Source organism: Nostoc sp. CHAB 5836 (assembly GCF_020829445.1).
Taxonomy (GTDB): Bacteria; Cyanobacteriota; Cyanobacteriia; order Cyanobacteriales; family Nostocaceae; genus Nostoc.
This window is the reverse complement of sequence record NZ_JAIVFV010000031.1, coordinates 1-18,997: the sequence shown is the minus strand read 5'-3', so window position 1 is coordinate 18,997 and position 18,997 is coordinate 1. Positions and strand designations below refer to the sequence as shown.

Genomic DNA, 18,997 nt, shown 5'->3' with positions numbered 1-18,997 from the left:
ACCAACCAATTTCAACTTAGGAGATGTCTAGTACAGGATTTCACAAGTTCCTAGCGTTATTAAATTTCGCAAAGCCTTACTGGAGCATCGGTCAATTCGTCACGGATTTATGAAATGCTGTACTTAGTAGTCATATAAAAGAAAATGGTTCACAGAAAGATTAGGGTTTGGGGAAATAAAATCAAGCGATCGCCAAATACATCCTATGGGCAAACTTACAGAAAGGAGATTGCCTTCAACTGCGTTCAGGGAAAAGCAGGGTTAAAAAATTCTTCTTCAAGCATATATTGGCGATCGCCCACTAATCAACCACACATATCACAGTATCTCGAAAATTCAGCTACGAGATCAAGGAAAACTCAAGATTGGTGGTGCTGGTGTAGTCGGTTTCTGACATTAGGAAGTTGCTTGGTAGTGGGGAGTGTATTAATTACTTCTTTGCCAGAGCGTGTTATTGCCCAAATCACCTCTGATAACAGCTTACCAAATAACTCTGGCGTGACTAGGGATGGGAACATCTTCAATATTACTGGAGGAACGCAAGCAGGAAGTAATTTATTTCACAGCTTTAGCGAATTTTCTGTTCCTACTGGTGGTACTGCTTATTTTAATAATACTGTAAATATTCAAAATATTATTAGTCGAGTTACGGGTGGATCAGTTTCTAATATTGATGGGTTAATTGGCACGTTGGGTACTGCTAATTTATTTTTGATAAATCCGTCGGGGATTATTTTTGGTGCAAATGCCAGACTGGATGTTAAAGGTTCTTTTGTTGCGAGTACAGCTAATGCAATTGGGTTTGGCGATCGAGGTTTTTTTAGTGCTTCAAAGACAGAAAGTTCTTCATCTCTGCTAACAATCAATCCTTCCGCTTTACTATTTAATCAAATTGCTACTGCCCCGATTCAAAATAATTCAGCTAATCTAAGTGTCGGAAATAATCTTAGTTTGCTGCAAGTTGGTGGCAATGTAGACATAAATGGTGGCTCCTTAAAGGCTCCTGGTGGACGAGTGGAGTTAGGAGGTTTAGCGGGAGAAGGAATAGTTGGGCTAAATGTAAATGGTAATAATCTGAGCTTAAAAAATTTTCCGTCTGATGGATTGCCAGCATCAGTATCGCTTACCAACGGTGCGACAGTGGATGTTGCATCTGGTGGTGGTGGCAGTATTGCCGTCAATGCGCAGAATATAAATATTTTGGAGGGAAGTAGCTTACGTGCTGGCATCAGCCCATTAGCAGGATTTGATGGCGCTCAGGCGGGAGATGTCACCCTCAGCGCCAAAGGAACAGTCAGAATTGAAGATAGCTCTATCTACAATGCCGTTTTTGGTTTGGGAAATGGTGGTTCCTTGCGCGTGGATGCAGGAAAATTGATTATTCAAGATGGAGTAGTAGCGACTGCTACGATTTCTAGTGGGAAAGCTGGGGATCTGGTTGTGAACGCCTCTGACTCAATAGAACTAACTGGCTCTTCCTCATCAAACGGCACGATTAACATTGGCATCGATGTTCCTATTGATTTCGGCTTGTTTATTTCAAATATTCCTGTTGGTGTTCCTGTTCCTATTGGGCTGTTTTCCGCTTCCATTGATGCTCAGAGTCTTCTTGATGTTTCTGGTTTTTTAAGTTCTTTACCTACTACAAGTGGAGATGCCGGAGACCTGACTATTGAAACTGGGCGGTTAATTGTCCGTGATGGGGCAGGGGTATCGGTCGGCAGTACTAGCACAGGGGGTACTGGAAATTTGACCGTAAAAGCAAAAGACATAGAAATCAGTAATAGCTCTATCTACAATATCGTTTTTGGTTTGGGAAATGGTGGAGACTTGTTTGTGGATACAGAGAAGTTGATTGTTCAAGATGGAGTAGTAGGGACTGCTACTTTTTCTGGTGGTGATGGTGGGGATTTGATTGTGAATGCTTCTGACTCAGTAGAACTAACTGGCAGTCCCTCATCAGATGCCACGGTTGCTATTAATATTCCTGGAAATATCTCCGGATCTTCTGACGATTTTCGTGTTCCTATTGGTCTGTTTTCCGCTTCAATTGATGCCCGGAGGTTTGCCAACAATCTTTCTAATGTTTCTGGTTTTTTAAGTTTTTTACCTACTGCAAGTGGAGATGCCGGAGACCTGACCATTGAAACTGGGCGGTTAATTGTCCGTGATGGGGCAGGGGTATCGGCAGGTACAATTACGGCAGGACATGGAGGAAATTTAAGCGTGAAAGCAGACTTGATAGAACTCAGTGGTACCTCAGCTAATGATTCTCCTTCATATCTGTTGACTACAACAAGTAAGATTCCTAGTGGATTGCGTAATGAAACTGTCGGTCGGGGAGCAGGGGGCAACTTGACCATTGATACTAGACAGTTAATTGTCCGTGATGGGGCATGGGTGACAACTGGTACTGGTGGCAAGATGCCAGGAGGGGAATTGACTGTGAACGCCTCTGAATCTGTAGAACTTAGTGGCACCTCATCAGAAAATATTCCCACCGTTTTGGCTTCTGGAACACAGGGATCTGGAGATACTAAAAAATTGGTTATTAATACTAAGAAACTGATGGTCAGCAATGGAGGAATTATCTCGGCGGGTACTTCTAGCTCTGGAAATGGAGGCGAATTGATCATTAAGGCCTCTGATTCAGTAGAACTTGTTGGCACTTCAAAACAAGGGTTGTCCGCCTCTCAAATACAAGATTTTATTGGATTTGCTGGAGCTTTAGTCTCTGACTTCCTAGAAGATCGTCCATTTCCGAGCGGTGTAATTTCTGGGACTGCAAATACAGGAAATGCTGGAAACTTGACTATTGAAACTGGACGGTTATTGATTCAGGGTGGAGCGCAAGCATCGGTTTCTACAATTAATGCCGGAAATGCGGGTGACTTAAATGTTCGCGCCTCTTCTATAGAACTGAGTGGGACTTCCCTTGAAAATCCTAAACCCAACGACATTGTCGGTCGGAGCCTGTTGACAACTGCTGTCGGTGAAGGCTCAACTGGAAAGGGTGGCAATATAACAGTTAACACCAACTCCCTAACTATCAACGATGGTGCTGCACTGACAGCCAGTACTTCTGGGCAAAAGGATGCAGGTGACATCACTCTTAGCGCCAATACCTTGAGTGTTTTGAATGATGGGCAACTGCGCACCTCTACCTTTGGTAGCGCACAAGCAGGTGACATCACACTAAATATTCCTGAAATACAGTTATCTGGTTCCACTAGTGGTGTTTTTGCTCAGACAAGCAGTACAGGCCCAGCTGGAAACTTGACGCTTCAACCTTTGAACGGACAAACCTTGACGGTTAACTTCTCTGATCAAGCGCAGATATCAGCATCTACCTCTGGTAGCGGTAAGGGAGGAAACCTTACTCTGAGCGCTCCTGAGTCAATCACCCTCAATGGTAATGGTATCTTGGCGGCGACATCGGAAGGTGTTGGTAGTGGACGAGCTGGTGATGTGCTTCTTGGTACTGAGAAACTAACTATCGCCAATGGAATGCGCGTTTCAGCCGCTACTCATTCTACTAACCCCGCAGCTAGTGGTGGGAATCTGACCGTGCAAGCTGCACAATTGAACTTGACAAACGGCAGCAGTTTAGAAGCTGGGACGACAGGAACTGCACCAGGCGGGAACTTGACAATTCAACCCAATGACAATGGGCAAACCTTAGCTGTCAATTTGACTGGAGGAGCAACGGTATCGGCTGCTAGCTCTGGTAGTGGTAAAGGAGGAACCCTGAGTGTCAATGCTCCTGAATCTATTAACGTCACTGGTAACGGCTCAGTGATTTCGGCTGAGACCACAGGAGAAGGAGCAGGTGGTGACTTGACACTGACAACAGGAAAATTGGCGCTTCAGGATGGGGCGAAAATAACTGTAAGTAGTACAGGCTTAGGGCGTGCAGGTGACTTAAAAGTTAACGCTAACTCGATATATCTCAACAACGCTGCCAAAATGACTGCTGACACTACAGGAGGAGGTGGAAATATCTTTATGCGATCGCCTTTAATGTTACTAGGCAATCAAAGTTCTATCACCACCAATGCCCAAGGTTCTGGTATTCCTGGCGGCAACATCAATATTGACACAGATTTCCTCATTGCTTTTAAAAATAGCGATATCAGCGCCAATTCTGCTAACTTCCGTGGCGGTAACGTCCGAATTAATGCTCAAGTTATCTTTGGTACACGGTTTCAAAATGTGGCATCTGACAGGACAAGTGACATCACTGCTACTGGAGCAAGTCCTGAGTTAAGTGGTTCTGTAGAAATCAACACACCCGATATTGACCCCAACAGTGGCTTAGTTGAGTTGCCAACAATACCAGTTGACACCCAGGTAGCCCAAGGCTGCTATAGTCCAGGTTACGCTCAAAGCAAGTTTGTGATCACTGGACGTGGCGGTTTACCGCCCAATCCCAAAGACATTCTCGCTCCTGATGCGCCACAAATAGATTGGGTGTCTCTTAAACCCCGTAACAATAACCGCTCCCTACCACCTGTTACCAGTAAAACAACTACCTCCACTCCCGGTCGTATTGTTGAAGCCACAGGTGCAACGCTAAACGCTTTTGGACAAATAATCCTCAGTGCTAATTCATCCACCGTTACACCTCATACTTCCAGACAGAAGCCAGTTCAATGTTATGGTAGCTAAAGTTACTCATATTTTTATAGCATCTTACTTGCTGATGTTGTTCAGTAGTCTGATAACATCAGCAAGCAGGGCGCAAACAATAAATCGCGTACAACTACCTCAAAATAATTTTCCCTCGCTTCCGCAACTCCCGCCGCCGCAGGATGTCCAACCACCTTCACCCAGAACACCACCAACACCACCTTCTCCACCACAGCAACTACCCCCTCCATCCGAACTACTCAAACCTAATCAACCACTACCCACACCAGATCAACCACTCCCCGAAACATCACAAATCTTCACTGTTAAACAGTTTCAAGTTGTTGGCAGTACGGTATTCAGCCCAGAAAAATTAAATCAGATACTTGCTGATTTTCTCAACAAACCCATAACATTTGCACAATTATTAGAAGCTCGTTCTAAAATTACCGAGCTTTATATTCAAGAGGGATACATTACTTCTGGAGCTTATATTCCTGAACAAGCTCTGACTGGCGGTGTTGTGCGAATCCAGGTAATCGAAGGCGCATTAGAAGATATCCAGATAACTGGTACTAGGCGACTAAACCCAAATTATATCCGTAGCCGTATCGGTTTAGGAGCATCCACTCCTTTGAATCAAAAACGCCTGTTAGAGTCCCTACAATTATTGCAACTCAATCCTTTAATTCAAAACTTGTCTGCTGAACTGTCTGCTGGCTCACGTGCTGGTGCTAATTTGCTGGCTATCAAAGTAACTGAGGCAGATTCATTTAATATACAAACAATACTGGACAATGGCCGCTCCCCCAGTGTTGGTAGCTTTCGACGGCAGCTGCAAATAAATGAAGCCAATTTACTCGGATTTGGAGATAGTATATCGTTAGGATATAGCAATACTGATGGTAGTAATACTATAGATGCCAGCTACACTTTTCCCGTCAATCCTCGCAATGGTACTCTCAGCTTCAGCTATGGTAATACATCAGCCAATGTGATTGAGCGTCCATTCAATATACTAGATATTGAATCAGCTTCCCAATATTACGAACTGACATTTCGCCAGCCTTTATTGCAAACTCTCAACCAAGAGTTCGCTTTTGGGATAACTGCTTCTCGCAGAGAAAGTGATATTTCCTCCTCTCTAGTAGAAGAGTATGAGGTTCCCCTTTTTGTACTTTCACCAGGGGCTGACGAAGAAGGACGCACCAGAGTATCTGCATTGCGATTTTTTCAAGAATGGACTTCTCGCAATAGCCAAGAAGTAATTGCTGCTCGCTCTCAATTTAGTCTGGGTATTGGTGGATTCAATGCCACAATCAATGAAACGGCTCCTGATAGCCGTTTTTTTGCTTGGCAAGGACAGGCGCAATGGGTACGCCTCTTAGCTCCTGATACTTTACTATTAATTCGTGGCGATGTGCAACTGGGTTCTACAACGCTTTTAGCTTCCGAACAATTTGGTTTAGGTGGTATAAATAGCGTAAGAGGGTATCGTCAAGATTTACTATTGACAGATAATGGCGCTCTCGCTTCGGTTGAATTGAGACTACCAATTGTGCGTGTGTCTCCGTGGGATGGAGTTCTGCAAGTTACTCCATTTGTTGATGTTGGTACTGCTTGGAATAATTCGTCGAGTGGAAATGAAAATAATACTAACACCTTAGCTTCCGTTGGTTTGGGTTTGCGTTGGTTACAGGGTAATAACTTTACTGCTGCTGTTGAGTGGGGTATTCCTTTAGTTTCTGTTGATACTCAAGGCAATACATGGCAAGAAAATGGTTTGTATTTTTTTGTACAATATAACCCCTTTTAACCGTTTTTATAGAACTAATTAGAATAGATACATTGTAGGGTGCGTTAAAGCAGCGCGTAACGCATCTGGAAATATGGTGCGTTACCGCTAAATTGGACTTTCTCAAATGCTCAAATTCCTACACAGCCGTAACACACCCTACTTAATATTTACTTTATAAATAAGCTCTAATGACAAATGACAAATGACAAATGACAGCCTTAGCCAGTTAACTTTAATTGCGCCAACCTACTTACTTTGATTTATTCTCGCCTAATTACTTATCTAAAATCAATATTCAGCCTTGTAAGTTTATATGAAAATTTTCAAATATTTCTTGTTATTATTATTGAGTGCCTTTCTCTGCATATGTTTATCATGTTATTTTGATTCATCTAACTACTTGACAGCAGCTTTTGCAAAATCTAAAATCCTATCGTTTCGGATTTCAGCAACAACGCCGGTTGTCAACCCAACCGAGACTTCTAGCTTAGTGCAGCAAAGTCAAGCGCTTTATGAAGGGGGACAGTTTGCCCAAGGGGTAGAACTTCTCAAAAAAGCAGCAGCAGAATTTAAAGCTAAGAATGATGTATTGAATGAAGCTATAACTTTGACCAATCTTTCTTTAGCTTACCAGCAATTAGGAAAATGGCAAGAGGCAACTTCAGCGATCGCACAAAGTATTAAACTATTACAAACTCTCAAAAATTCCGATTCTTCACAAGAGCAATCGCAAATCTTTGCCCAAGCTTTGGATGTTCGGGGTGGACTGGAATTAGCACAGGGGCAAACCGAAGTAGCCCTGAGTACTTGGCAAGAAGCAGCTAAAATTTATCAACTCTTAGATGATATATCAGCACTGATTCATAATCGCATTAATCAAACCCAAGCAATGCAAGCTCTGGGGAATTATCTGCAAGCAGAGAAAACGTTGATTTCGGTAGAAAAAATTCTCCAAAAACAAGCAGATTCTTCTGTTAAAGCCACAGGATTGTATAACTTAGGGAATGTCCTACGAAGTTTGGGTTATTTAAGCGACTCCCAGAAGATTTTAGAAGAAAGTTCTTCTGTGGCTAAACGAGTGGGTAGTGCGATCGCTCAAAGTAATGCTTTACTTAGTTTAGGTAATACAGCTCGCGCTCAAACATACGCTCAACTTAGTTTGGGTAACTCAAGCAGCGCCAAGGATTACAGTAAAACAGCAATTCAATACTATCAACAAGCAGTGGAGATTGCATCTGCAATACCTGCTGTGCGCCTCCAGGGTCAACTGAATCTATTAAGACTATTGGTAGAGCAAAAGGAATTTAGCACAGCAAAGGCATTATTTCCCGAAATTCAGTCTCAGATAGACAATTTACCTCCAAGTCGGACGGCTGTTAATTACCGGATTAACTTTGCCCAAAGTCTGAGCAAAATGACACAGAACTCAGTTCAGCCAAAAGATGTTGCTAAAATGCTAGCGGAAGCTGTCCAAGTAGCTAAGAGTTTAAAAGATGAACGAACCGAATCTTATGCTCTTGGGACTCTTGGCGAACTGTACGAACAAACCGGACAGTTATCTGATGCCAAAACCCTCATACAGCAAGCATTGGTGAGAGCTGAGTCTATTGATGCTCAAGACATTGCTTATCAATGGCATTGGCAAATGGGACGGATACTGCAAAAGGAATCTAATATCTTAGCAGCAACAGCAGCTTATAAGCGAGCTTATAACGCTCTCAAATCCCTTCGTAACGATTTAGTTGCAATTAATCCTGACGTCCAATTTTCTTTCCGCGAGAGCATAGAACCCGTATATCGAGAGTACGTTGATTTATTGTTGCAAGTTAAGGAAAATACGAATCAAAAACCAGATAATCTCATTCAAGCCCGTCAGGTAATCGAATCTCTCCAGTTAGCGGAATTAGATAACTTCTTTCGTTCGCCCTGTTTACTACCAAGAGTTGACCTTGATAAATTAGTTCAAAAGGATAAATCGACAGCTATTATCTATCCAATTATTTTAGATAACCGATTGGAAATTATTACTAGTTTGCCAGAGCAAGATACAATCTACCGCAACACTACTAAAATACCTAAAGATGTATTAGAAAAAACTGTAGAACAACTACAGAAAGATTTACCCGTTGCTAGTAGGCAGCCGGATGTGAAGCAGCGCTCACAACAGTTATATGACTGGTTAATTAAACCTATTGAATCAGATTTAGCAAACAAAGGTATAAAAACTTTAGTGTTTGTTCTAGATGGTTCTTTGCGAAATATCCCAATGGCGATTCTCTACGATCAACAACAGCAGAAATATTTGATAGAAAAGTATGCTATTTCTTTGACCCCTGGTTTGCAACTTGTTGATCCCAAACCATTACGAAACGTGCGGCTAAACGTTTTAGTAGGGGGAGTTGAGCAAGAACGCTTGATTGAAGGTAAATCCTTTGCCGAACTCTCAAATGTGACACAGGAATTAAAACAAGTCCAGTCTGAAGTTAAAACAAGTAAACAACTCTTAAATCAGGATTTCACTGAAACTAATCTGGAAAAGCAAATTCAATCTACTCCCTTTTCAGTAGTACACTTGGCTACTCATGGGCAATTTAGTTCAGACATTGAACAAACCTATATTATTACCTGGGATGCTCTACTGAAGGTTAGAGAGTTTGATAATTTACTACGAACTAGGGGTGAAAGCCGACCAGAGACAATTGAATTACTCGTCCTTAGTGCCTGTAAAACTGCCACAGGAGACAAACGAGCTGCTTTAGGATTAGCTGGAGTTGCGGTGCGAGCAGGCGCACGCAGTACGATCGCAACTTTGTGGACAGTAGATGATCAATCTAGTAGCGACTTTATGGGTGAATTATACCGGCAGTTAGATGCTGGGGTAACTAAAGCCCAAGCACTACAACGCGCCCAACTTGCGATTTTAGCTAAAGAAAATCGCCCATATTTTTGGGCACCTTATGTGCTTGTGGGTAATTGGTTATAGCGGTTATCGGCAAGCGTGAAGTACAATTTTGACCTCTCTCCAAACCTCTCTCCTTTTAGGAGAGAGGCTTTGAATAAGGACAAGGATGCAGTAAGTAAGTTGGCGCGAAAAAATCAAAGTATGTTACGAAACGTAAATAGACTTAAAATCTTTACTAATGACTAATGACAAATGACCAATGACAAATGACAAATGACAAATGACAAAGTTCATCCGATTCGTACCCTTGCACAACCAGAAGTATTTTCTCGAATTCTGCCTCTAACATTGCCAGAGTGAACCACACTCCCAGTACCACTAGCATTAACCTTATAGTCGCCTTGGCATTCGCCGGTAGTACTAATTTTTCCACTTCCAGAGAGATTGATAGAAGCTTTTGTCCATGTTCCTTGAACGTCGATTTGGGACGAGCCAGAAACGTCAAGTTCTAGTCTGCCTCCTTCTAGAATTGCCTTAACCTTAGATGAACCAGAAGAGTCAATTTCCAGACTTTGAGTAATGATATCTGCTTTGACACTACCTTGAATAGATAAATAAGTATTATGGAGTCTAAGTCTGCAACTAATGTTAGAGATTCCGTTTAATTTAGCTTCTAAATTAGCCGTTGGGGTTATAATTTTGACCTTTGGTGGTAAGAATTCATTACTGTTTGAAACACCGATGTCTACTCTTCCACCGTTGATAACTACAGTGCGGGAATTACTAAAGATATGAACATTGCCGCCAACATTCTCAAAAAAGCTAAATCTGCTTGATGCTTGATTATTTTGTTGACTAATGTAAATTGTATCTTCCTGTTGATCAACATTGAATTCCTCTAAAGTCTGATCATCTGCTTCGATTTGAACAGAAATTTCAGTTGCAGATGGACTTTCAAATAAAACAATGTCACCACTAAGTTGTAAGTCAATTGTTGGAACTGATTTTACACTAAACTCGAATGACTTAAGCATGGAAAAATCTCCTTTAAGTTACATGAATAAATGATGTAGAAATCAAGCAGATATACCAAATTTTCCAACAAACCATTTCTTGAATTGACATTCCATTTTCTAATTATGATATTTTTTCAGGGGAGGCACTGCGGCCTTCTGTCTTGGCGTAGCCTCTCCCTTCGGGAGGAGGAAGACGCTAAAAGCGATCGCGAGTCTGTAATTCCTGCAAAGAATCAAGCTACGCCCAGGGTCTCGTAGAGAGTGTCTGAGGCCTGCCTAAGTGCATCAAGGTGTCAAAGTTTGTCCAGAAAGAACCACAAATATCTTAACAGTAACAGACATGACTAAGATGCGCCCAGATGGCGCTGTCAACTTTGCTTTAGAAAGAGTATTAGATTTTATAGTGCCGACTTACTTAAAAGCCAAAGAACTTTAGTTCAAGGCGGGTGACGAAGCGAACAGATAGGCATTTCTAGGGTTTTGTTGACACCAATGAAGACTTAGACACCCTATCGCGTGTTCTATTTAGCTAAAAATTGCTGTAAATTGTTAGGATTTTCTGGAATCCGCTTCTGTGCATTTGTAGCTTTGTACTTATAATCCAATACGCTTGGGTTAAGAGAATAGTAGGTTGGGTTGAGCGTAAGCGTTACCCAACAAAGTCTCGATAATGTTGGGTTTCGTTCCTCAACCCAACCTACACCAGATTTAGTTTTTAGCCTTAACTGAACTGTATTGACTTATAATCTACTAATATAATGAACTCGAACAGCACGATATAAACAGTAAAATGGTAACCATGACTGCTTGCTGTTGTTCAAAAATACAAAGATTTTTTATGAACCCATTACCACCTGAACTCAATACACCTGAATTAAAACCCGAAAAGACCGGTACATTGATTAAGCGTTTTGGTGTTGGTGCAATAACTGGAGTAGTGATTGCTGCATTGTATTGGAGTTATACAGATTGGTTTGGATATGCAGAACCTATAACCACAGGTATCATAGGTAGTTTGATACTAGCAATTTTCTGTGGATTGCTGACACTCAAATGGGGATACAAAATATTAGAAAGTTTGTTGGGGCTGTTGCCATAATCGCCTCTGTTAAATCATTAGGGTAAACGCAAATCTGCTGCGATCGCATATAAGTAAGGTTGAAAAATAGCCAAGTTTTCCAGTTTTTCAAACTTACCTGTTTGCCTATCTGGATCAAATCCAGTGGTAATTACGTAAAGTTTACTACCATCAAAGGCAACATGGTCGATATGTTGCTCTTGTACTCCACCTTGTTCCTTGAGTCCGGCGAACCCATAGCGGATTCCCTGAAGCTTACCAACGGGTACTGCTTGCGGTGGGTAGGGTGAGAAAGTAATCTCCTTTCCGTATTTACCCTGACGGTCTTTTCCAAAAGCAGCGTAGTGGTCTTCAACCCAAGCCTTGAGTGCTGATAATACTTGGGTTTGATATTTGGAACTTTGGTAGTCCCCTTGGGAACCATTGGGAATACCAGCTGCTACCAGTTTCTTTTGAAAATCCTCATTGTTTGCTAGTGGGTAAACGTTAATTTCAACTGTACCCAAAGGTTTCCCTTTGGAGGAGACACATAATAAGGGTGCATTTCCCTCACAAGCAGCAACTTGCCAATTAGTTGGAGCAGCAGCATTTCCCAGGATTTTCTGCCAGATATTTCCCTGATTAGGGTTGGGAAGTTTGGCAACAGGAGAGGATTTTACCACTGGGAGTGGAGAAAATTGGGGGAAAATAAATTTTGCTCCCAGAGGTATTGACACCAGCAAAATAGAACCTAGTAATAAATGATAAAGTCGTAACATTTTCCTGAAAATCTAGAGCCAAGGATTGCAGAGTGACTATTTTATGGGTATGGAGCAATAGGGTTCACAAAAGGGCTGAAACTCTTTCTTTTACGTAGACGCAAACGCGAGTGCGTCTCCAAGAGTTGCGGCTTGCCGCAGGCTACCACAGAGGCGCAGAGAACACAGAGAGAAGAGAGAAAGAGAAGGAGGAAATGCTTAAATGAACTGTATTGGGGTATAGAGGAAGAATACATTTATATTGCTGCGAGTTCCGCAAATGGAACTCAACAAACTATAAGTAAGTTGGTGCGAAAAAATCCAATTATGTTACGAAACGTAAATATGATTAAAACCCTTACTAACAGGGCTATTTCATTCTACACATAACCTACCCGGAACTGAAGTTCCTGGCTCATAGCTAAAGTCCGTTAAAACGGACTATAACCTTTTCTCAGTCGTCTTTAGATGACTTTCGCTATTAGACTCAGAATTCATTCTGAGGCGGGCTAGAGGAGAATGAAATAGCCCTGCTCTTACTAATTACCAATTGACAAATGACAAGTGACAGCCTTACCCAGCTAGTTTTAATTGCACCAACCTACTTAGTGCTTCTTTTTGAAATGAAGAGATGCTGGCTGGATGTAAAATCGAAGGGGAAATTTGCTTGGACTTGTTAATTGAAGCGAGAACGTTGATTACGACGTTGCTTGTGCCTAGCAATTGCTTTACGCTTCTCTTTTTCTATCGGTGTCTCGAAGTGACGCTTTTTTCTCATATCTTGGAAAATTCCGGCTTTAGAAACTTCCCGCTTAAATCTTCTCAAAGCTGATTCAATACCTTCATTCTCCCCTAAAACTACTTGTGTCATTCTCATTCCTCCTTCATATGGATGAATAGTTCAAGACTAGATATAGCAGTCGCCAAAGCCGTTAGGACAGTTGGCGTAAACGCACCTTCAACAGCCCACTTTGTGATTTTATTGCTGTCCTAAGCTTCCTGTCCGTTGCTATACAAAATCAGGACTTACGCAAAATAATGAAAAAACCAACCGCAAAGGCGAGTGCGTCTCATTAGAGAAGGATGCAAAGGAATAAGAGTTTCAGAGAGTTGTTGCGTAAGTCTTAAAAATAAAATATTCCAGCAGAATGGAGTTTTTGACTTTATCTGCTGGAGACTCTAAATAGACATCTGGTATAAATTAAATATGCATTATCCAGAACTCTTGTAGAGACGTAGCAGTGCTACGTCAAAACAATTATTTTTAGCAGATGTCTAATGTGAAATTTTCCCGAATCGACTTTAGTAGCGATTATTGTTACGGCGAGCATTACCGCCACCCCAGCTACCACGAGAGGAGTTGCTTCTTTCCTCACGAGGTTTAGCTTTGTTCACTTTCAAATCACGTCCCATCCACTCAGCACCATCAAGTGCATCAATGGCAGCTTGTTCTTGTGTGTCTGATTCCATTTCCACAAAAGCGAACCCACGCGGCCGGCCTGTTTCCCGATCTGTGGGTAGTTGAACACGATTCACTGTTCCGTATTCTGCAAAAGCCTGCTTGAGGTCATCTTCTGTAACCTGATAGGACAGGTTTCCGACGTAAATTGACATAGAAATCTCCGAATTCAGGGAGTGTAGAGAGTTAAATTCGGAGAGACACTTTTTAGAAATCAAAACGAGTTACTCAACCGAAAATAATCTTTATGTCCATGAGTTTAACACAGCCTTCAGCCTTTGAATATCGTCTGATAGTGAATTTTATTGACAAATAATACCTTTAGAGCAAGTTTGTATATCTTCCAACCACAGCTTTTGTTGCTTGTATTATAAAAGGTTATATTTTTAACACGAAATCGTAACTAACTAGCGATCGCTCAGGTATTTAGTGTTTGGAAAATTGAACTGCGGACTAAGGGGTAAAGATTATTATCGGTAGTGGAGACAATTAGACTATGACTGAATGTCTTAAAAGCAAATTAAAAAATATTCATCTTCAAATGCTTCAGAGCCTATTTATAAAGTAAATATTAAGTAGGGTGTGTTACGGCTGTGTAGAAATTTGAGAATTTGAGAAAGTCCAATTTAGCCGCAGGGCACCATATTTCCAGGTGCCGTACACGAGAGCTTTAACGCACGCGACAATTTAAGGTTTAGTTTATAAATGCTCTCTCATTAAGTAAGTCGGCAAGAATAAACCAAACTATGTTACGAAACGTAAATACACCTTAAACCCTTACAAATGACGAAGGACAAATGACAAATACTTCGACTCCCTTCGGCTACGCTCAGGGCAAGTCGCTCAGTACAAGTGACAGCCTTAGCCAGTTAGCTTTATTTGCGTCGCTCTACTTAGCTATGCTCAAACTGCGCTAAAATCCTTTCTGCTTCCTGACACAGCAACTCGTGGTACTCACCATTACTCGCTAGCAGACCTCCCCATTGATTGATATCACCGGTGTTATACTGCAACGGAGTGCCGTCGAAGTGGGTAAACTTACCACCAGCTTCTGTTAAAATTAGTTCTGGCGCTGCCATATCCCAGTCTTTGGGCGCAGACTTACCAGAAAGGGAAATGTAGATATCTGCCTGTTTCTCGACAATGGTGGCAATTTTGCAGCCTACACTACCCACAGATTTCTGATTTTGACAAAGTAAATTTTGTAGTAAGTAATCTAAGGGTTGGTTGCGGTGAGACCGACTAACAACTAAGGTTAAATCTTCAACTCGTTTACCTGAAGACACTTGTAGAGTAACACATTGATCACGGGTTTCGACAAATGTACCCCCACCTTTGATAGCGTAATATAACTTTTGAGCCTCTGGTACTGCCACTACTGCCAACACTGGGCGTGTTTGGTTGACTAAAGCAATGTGAACTGCATAGTCGCCAGTTTTTTCGATAAAGTCTCGTGTGCCATCTAAAGGGTCTATTATCCATACCCAAGGCGTCGAAGGGTATGGTATACCACTCGGCGATTCATAAGTTTCTTCACTGATGTAAGCAAAATCTTCGTTACCCAAAGCTGCTTGTAACCTCTGCAAGATGTATTGACTCACAGCTACATCGGCAACGGTGACAGGCTCATTTCGTTTATATTGTACTTCTAAGTTAGGGTCTTTTGCAGTGCCGTGGTAATAGGATCGCAGTATATCTGCTGCGCCCCAACCTACCTCACGAGCGATCGCTAATATTTCTTGTAAGTCTTTCATTAATTTAGCCTGATCTAAAAATTATCGATAACGTGATTAGGGGCGCACATCCGTGCATCCTTACTTTAAATCCATCCAGCGCCGGGTACCAAAAAATTTACAGGAATCAGCAGCAATATTAGCTGCCAGTGCCAGTGCATCAGTAAAACTTTCCTTTAAAATGTAATCACAGAAAGCACCGTGGAAAATATCTCCAGCCCCTAAAGTATCAACCACTTGAATCTGCGGCACATTTACCATACCAGTTTTAGTGCAACTCAAGTATTCAATTGGTTTTTGTCCGTGGGTAATGGCGATGTGACGAATGTCAAATCCGCCCAGATACGCAAAAACGTCTTCTCCAGTGTGGCAGTTGGGGGGATAAAAATTAGCCGAACAGATGGCATAATCCACAAATGGCAGAATTTGCTCAAATCCCGGCTTCCAACTACCACCATCAATTACTACTGGGATATTCTTGGCTTTAGCCATTTGGGCTATGGAATAACTAACCGTCATTTGGTGTCCATCAATCAGTACTATATCGACATTTTGCAAAATATCTGGCGGGATAGATGCGTTGCTGGCTTGAGTTTTGACAGCATTGATGGAAACTACAGCTCGTTCACCCGTGGCTTGAGTGACAATAATTGAAGAGACAGGGGGTGCTAAATCAGTGGTAGGCTCAAGGTCTGCGATCGCAACTTTGTAATTTGCCAAATCACCTCGAATTAGCTGCGTCATGGGATGACAACCCACCACACCCAAGACTGTAGCTTGATTAGCTAAATAATTGAAAGTCACAGCCGCGTTTGTTGCTGGGCCACCTGCTGCCACAGTATAGTCAGTAGCAACAATCTTCTGATTATTCTTAGGGGTACAGTCAGCAAGGTAAATCAAATCTAAGGTTACTAAACCCACAAATAAACCATGATTCGATTTGAGATTTGGGATTTGGGATTTTAGATTAGTCATTTGTCATTTGTCATTTGTCATTTGTCATTTGTCATTTGTCATTAGTAAGGGTTTTAAGCTTATTTACGTTTGGTAACATACTTGATTTTTTCGCACCGACGTACTTAGAACTGCTATATATATTCGTACAGGTACAGAAATTATTATTTTTAACTCCCAACTCCTAACTCCCAACTCCTAACTCCCAACTCCCAACTCCTAACTCCTAACTTTTTCCTCATGCAAACCGATCCAAAACCAGGAACACTTTACGTCGTCGGCACACCAATTGGCAACTTAGAAGATATGACCTTTCGGGCGGTGCGAATTTTGCAAACTGTGGATATCATTGCTGCCGAAGACACGCGCCATACTGGGAAACTGCTACAACATTTTCAAGTTAAAACACCCCAGGTGAGTTACCACGAACACAATCGTACCAGCCGCATCCCAGAATTATTAGAGCATTTAGTTAATCATAAAGCGATCGCTCTGGTGAGTGATGCTGGAATGCCAGGTATTTCCGATCCTGGATATGAACTGGTGAAAGCCTGTATTCAGGCGGGAATTTCAGTAGTTCCCATTCCTGGCGCTAGTGCAGCAATTACCGCTTTGAGTGCAGCTGGACTACCAACGGATCGGTTTGTCTTTGAAGGCTTTCTTCCAGCTAAAAGTCAACACAGACAAGAACATTTAGAATCTCTGCAAACAGAATCTCGCACATTGATTTTCTACGAATCGCCCCACCGTTTGCGAGATACTTTGCAAGACTTAGCAGAAATTTGGGGAAGCGATCGCCAAATTGTCCTAGGACGGGAGTTAACTAAATTGTATGAGGAATTTTGGCGAGGGACAATTGCCGAAGCGATCGCTCACTACAACCAACGAGAACCCCAAGGTGAATATACATTAGTGGTGGCAGGAATTTCACTTAGTCAGCCCCAACTAACACAAGAGGAATTGAAAGCTGAATTAAAACAGTTAATTAGTCAGGGGATATCGCGATCGCAAGCTAGCCGTCAGTTAGCAAAAGCCACTTTCCTTCCCCGTCGCCAACTCTATCAACTAGCTCTTTCTATAGTTCTCAGTGTGACTTAAAGGAATTGTTTGCCGCAACGGCAAGCAATTCCTTTAATTAGACTCCAGCTTGTTGATACTTGAAACAGCAGACTGGTAGTTTAGGAGATAAAAACTGGAGTTTATATGCAATGCCGTCAAAATAAGCATAATTACTTAAAGATTTTTAAGGACAAACGGCAAGCTTTTACCTAAATTTTGAACTCAAGGCAAAATTATAGTTTAAATAGAGTCACGCACGAATATCTGCTCGGCAGCTTGCCGCCGCCGATGGTTGGAATTGCCAATTGTTATAAGAGTGCGATCGTTTGAGTACCGATACTTCGGCTTACCTCAGCACGAGTCGCTCAGTACAAGTGCCCCATTCCCAATTAATAATGAGTTGCCGACTTGCGATGATGCACAGCTGTGACGCTATCATTATCTAGCAATTTGCCATTCTCGACAGTGGCATAAACTAGCCAGTGGTCGCTAGATTCCATCCGGTTTTGTACGGAACATTCGAGATATGCTAGGGCATCCGTAAGTATAGGAGAACCGCTTTCTGTTTCTTGGGCGGCGACATCAGCAAATCGGTCTTGTCCTGGGCCAAAAGGTTTGAGGAAGTGCTTCATCAATCCCAAGTGATTCCCTTCTTTAAGAATGTTGAGGACAAATTTGTTTCCTGTATGCGTCAGTGTTTCTACTGCGCGGTCTTTGGCTACGGCGATAGTTAAACCAGGTGGATTAAAGCTGGCTTGAGATACCCAAGAGGCTAACATGGCACTGGAGCGATCGCCTTCTTTGGCAGTCAAAACGCACAAAGAACCGACAATCCGCCCAACTGCTTGTTCTACAGTTGTTGCAGGAAGACTTTGCGATCGCACTTTTCTCGCTTTCTTCAGTGCTTGGGCAAAGTCGGTTCCAGCTTCTTCACACAATTGTAAGGTGGCATCGTTGGGTTTGAATTTGACGCGGATGGTATCAAAACCAAACCGATAGCCAGCATCTTTTAATTTACCCTCAATTAAATCAACCGCTTCCCCACTCCAGCCAAAGGAACCAAAAACACCAGCGAGTTTATTGTTAGTAGCGGTGGATAGCACAATTCCTAAAGCTGTTTGTACAGGTGTCGGTGCATGACCGCCAAGGGTAGGAGAACCGATGATGAAACCACCAGCTTTTTCCACAGCCGCCCGGATTTCTTCTGGTTCAGTAAATTCGCAGTTAATCGATTCTACAGCAACACCAGCTTTGGTAATGCCACGAGCGATCGCTTGAGCTAATGTGGCTGTATTTCCGTAAGCTGATGCATAAATCAACGCTACTGTCAAGTCAGCAGAAGTTTGCTGTTGACTCCATTCCCGATAAGCTTTAGTTAGGTCGATTAAACCATAGCGTACCAAAGGACCGTGTCCAGTGGCATACATTCTGACGGGAAAATCGACAAGTTTATCCAGTGCTGTTTCAACTTGACGGGCGTGGGGAGCCATGAGGCAATCAAAGTAATAACGCCGATCTTCGTTATATACTTCCCAGCCCTCATCAAATACCTGATCTCCGCAAACATGGGCCCCAAATAACTTATCTGAGTACAAAACTTCTGTTTGCGGATCGTAGGTACAAAGTTGATCT

General features: G+C 42.2%; 13 protein-coding genes. 6 read left to right on the top strand and 7 right to left on the bottom strand.

All coding sequences use genetic code 11. The features are described 5' to 3' along the window. Positions 1-144: 144 nt before the first annotated feature. From LC605_RS09115 to LC605_RS09105, 3 genes are all read left to right on the top strand, one after another. On the top strand, positions 145-4,668 hold the full coding sequence (locus LC605_RS09115) for a filamentous hemagglutinin N-terminal domain-containing protein (protein WP_229547239.1): 4,524 nt from the start codon (positions 145-147) through the stop codon (positions 4,666-4,668). After that, positions 4,658-6,445 carry a ShlB/FhaC/HecB family hemolysin secretion/activation protein gene (locus LC605_RS09110; protein ID WP_229547238.1) on the top strand — a complete coding sequence of 596 codons (1,788 nt, stop codon included), beginning with the start codon at positions 4,658-4,660 and terminating at the stop codon, positions 6,443-6,445. Before LC605_RS09115 ends, LC605_RS09110 begins: the two co-directional genes overlap by 11 nt. Positions 6,446-6,740: 295 nt before the next feature. Continuing rightward, positions 6,741-9,410, top strand: coding sequence for a CHAT domain-containing protein (locus LC605_RS09105; protein ID WP_229547237.1), 2,670 nt, complete (start codon positions 6,741-6,743; stop codon positions 9,408-9,410). Between the two features lie 209 nt (positions 9,411-9,619). Here the strand turns inward: LC605_RS09105 and LC605_RS09100 are convergent, their stop codons facing one another. Further along, entirely contained in the window at positions 9,620-10,363 is a 744-nt protein-coding gene (locus LC605_RS09100) for a DUF2807 domain-containing protein (protein WP_229547236.1), read from the bottom strand. Positions 10,364-10,625: 262 nt separating this feature from the next. Here LC605_RS09100 and LC605_RS09095 point away from each other — a divergent pair, with 262 nt between their 5' ends. Both LC605_RS09095 and LC605_RS09090 read left to right on the top strand, forming a co-directional pair. Further along, the gene (locus tag LC605_RS09095; RefSeq protein ID WP_229547257.1) at positions 10,626-10,781 is read left to right on the top strand and encodes a hypothetical protein; all 156 of its coding nucleotides are present in this window, start codon (positions 10,626-10,628) and stop codon (positions 10,779-10,781) included. Between the two features lie 402 nt (positions 10,782-11,183). After that, a complete protein-coding gene (locus tag LC605_RS09090; RefSeq protein WP_229547235.1) occupies positions 11,184-11,444 on the top strand; it encodes a hypothetical protein in 261 nt (86 codons plus the stop codon). A gap of 17 nt (positions 11,445-11,461) precedes the next feature. Here LC605_RS09090 and LC605_RS09085 read toward each other — a convergent pair whose 3' ends face one another. From LC605_RS09085 to LC605_RS09065, 5 genes are all read right to left on the bottom strand, one after another. Then, positions 11,462-12,181, bottom strand: coding sequence for a hypothetical protein (locus tag LC605_RS09085; protein ID WP_229547234.1), 720 nt, complete (start codon positions 12,179-12,181; stop codon positions 11,462-11,464). 655 nt (positions 12,182-12,836) lie between these two features. After that, complete coding sequence (gene rpsU / locus LC605_RS09080; protein WP_190895748.1) at positions 12,837-13,031, bottom strand: 30S ribosomal protein S21; 195 nt, start codon at positions 13,029-13,031, stop codon at positions 12,837-12,839. Positions 13,032-13,462: 431 nt separating this feature from the next. Beyond that, on the bottom strand, positions 13,463-13,774 hold the full coding sequence (locus LC605_RS09075; RefSeq protein ID WP_229547233.1) for an RNA-binding protein: 312 nt from the start codon (positions 13,772-13,774) through the stop codon (positions 13,463-13,465). Between the two features lie 738 nt (positions 13,775-14,512). Beyond that, entirely contained in the window at positions 14,513-15,373 is an 861-nt protein-coding gene (locus tag LC605_RS09070; protein ID WP_229547232.1) for a 3'(2'),5'-bisphosphate nucleotidase CysQ, read from the bottom strand. 60 nt (positions 15,374-15,433) lie between these two features. Continuing rightward, positions 15,434-16,327, bottom strand: a complete 894-nt coding sequence (locus tag LC605_RS09065; protein WP_229547231.1) for a sugar kinase — start codon at positions 16,325-16,327, stop codon at positions 15,434-15,436. A gap of 219 nt (positions 16,328-16,546) precedes the next feature. Between LC605_RS09065 and rsmI the strand changes: the two genes are divergently transcribed. Continuing rightward, on the top strand, positions 16,547-17,404 hold the full coding sequence (gene rsmI / locus LC605_RS09060) for a 16S rRNA (cytidine(1402)-2'-O)-methyltransferase (RefSeq protein ID WP_229547230.1): 858 nt from the start codon (positions 16,547-16,549) through the stop codon (positions 17,402-17,404). A gap of 350 nt (positions 17,405-17,754) precedes the next feature. Here rsmI and LC605_RS09055 read toward each other — a convergent pair. Then, positions 17,755-18,997, bottom strand: a 1,243-nt coding sequence (locus LC605_RS09055) for a diflavin flavoprotein (protein ID WP_229547229.1), incomplete at its 5' end; no start/stop codon positions are given.

Bases quoted from the DNA above. Each gene is read 5' to 3' on its own strand.
- LC605_RS09100 (WP_229547236.1), bottom strand. From the start codon at position 10,363: ATGCTTAAGTCATTCGAGTTTAGTGTAAAATCAGTTCCAACAATTGAC.
- LC605_RS09070 (WP_229547232.1), bottom strand. From the start codon at position 15,373: ATGAAAGACTTACAAGAAATATTAGCGATCGCTCGTGAGGTAGGTTGG.
- rsmI (WP_229547230.1), top strand. From the start codon at position 16,547: ATGCAAACCGATCCAAAACCAGGAACACTTTACGTCGTCGGCACACCA.
- LC605_RS09075 (WP_229547233.1), bottom strand. From the start codon at position 13,774: ATGTCAATTTACGTCGGAAACCTGTCCTATCAGGTTACAGAAGATGAC.
- LC605_RS09105 (WP_229547237.1), top strand. From the start codon at position 6,741: ATGAAAATTTTCAAATATTTCTTGTTATTATTATTGAGTGCCTTTCTC.
- LC605_RS09090 (WP_229547235.1), top strand. From the start codon at position 11,184: ATGAACCCATTACCACCTGAACTCAATACACCTGAATTAAAACCCGAA.
- rpsU (WP_190895748.1), bottom strand. From the start codon at position 13,031: ATGACACAAGTAGTTTTAGGGGAGAATGAAGGTATTGAATCAGCTTTG.
- LC605_RS09115 (WP_229547239.1), top strand. From the start codon at position 145: ATGGTTCACAGAAAGATTAGGGTTTGGGGAAATAAAATCAAGCGATCG.
- LC605_RS09110 (WP_229547238.1), top strand. From the start codon at position 4,658: ATGGTAGCTAAAGTTACTCATATTTTTATAGCATCTTACTTGCTGATG.
- LC605_RS09065 (WP_229547231.1), bottom strand. From the start codon at position 16,327: ATGACTAATCTAAAATCCCAAATCCCAAATCTCAAATCGAATCATGGT.
- LC605_RS09085 (WP_229547234.1), bottom strand. From the start codon at position 12,181: ATGTTACGACTTTATCATTTATTACTAGGTTCTATTTTGCTGGTGTCA.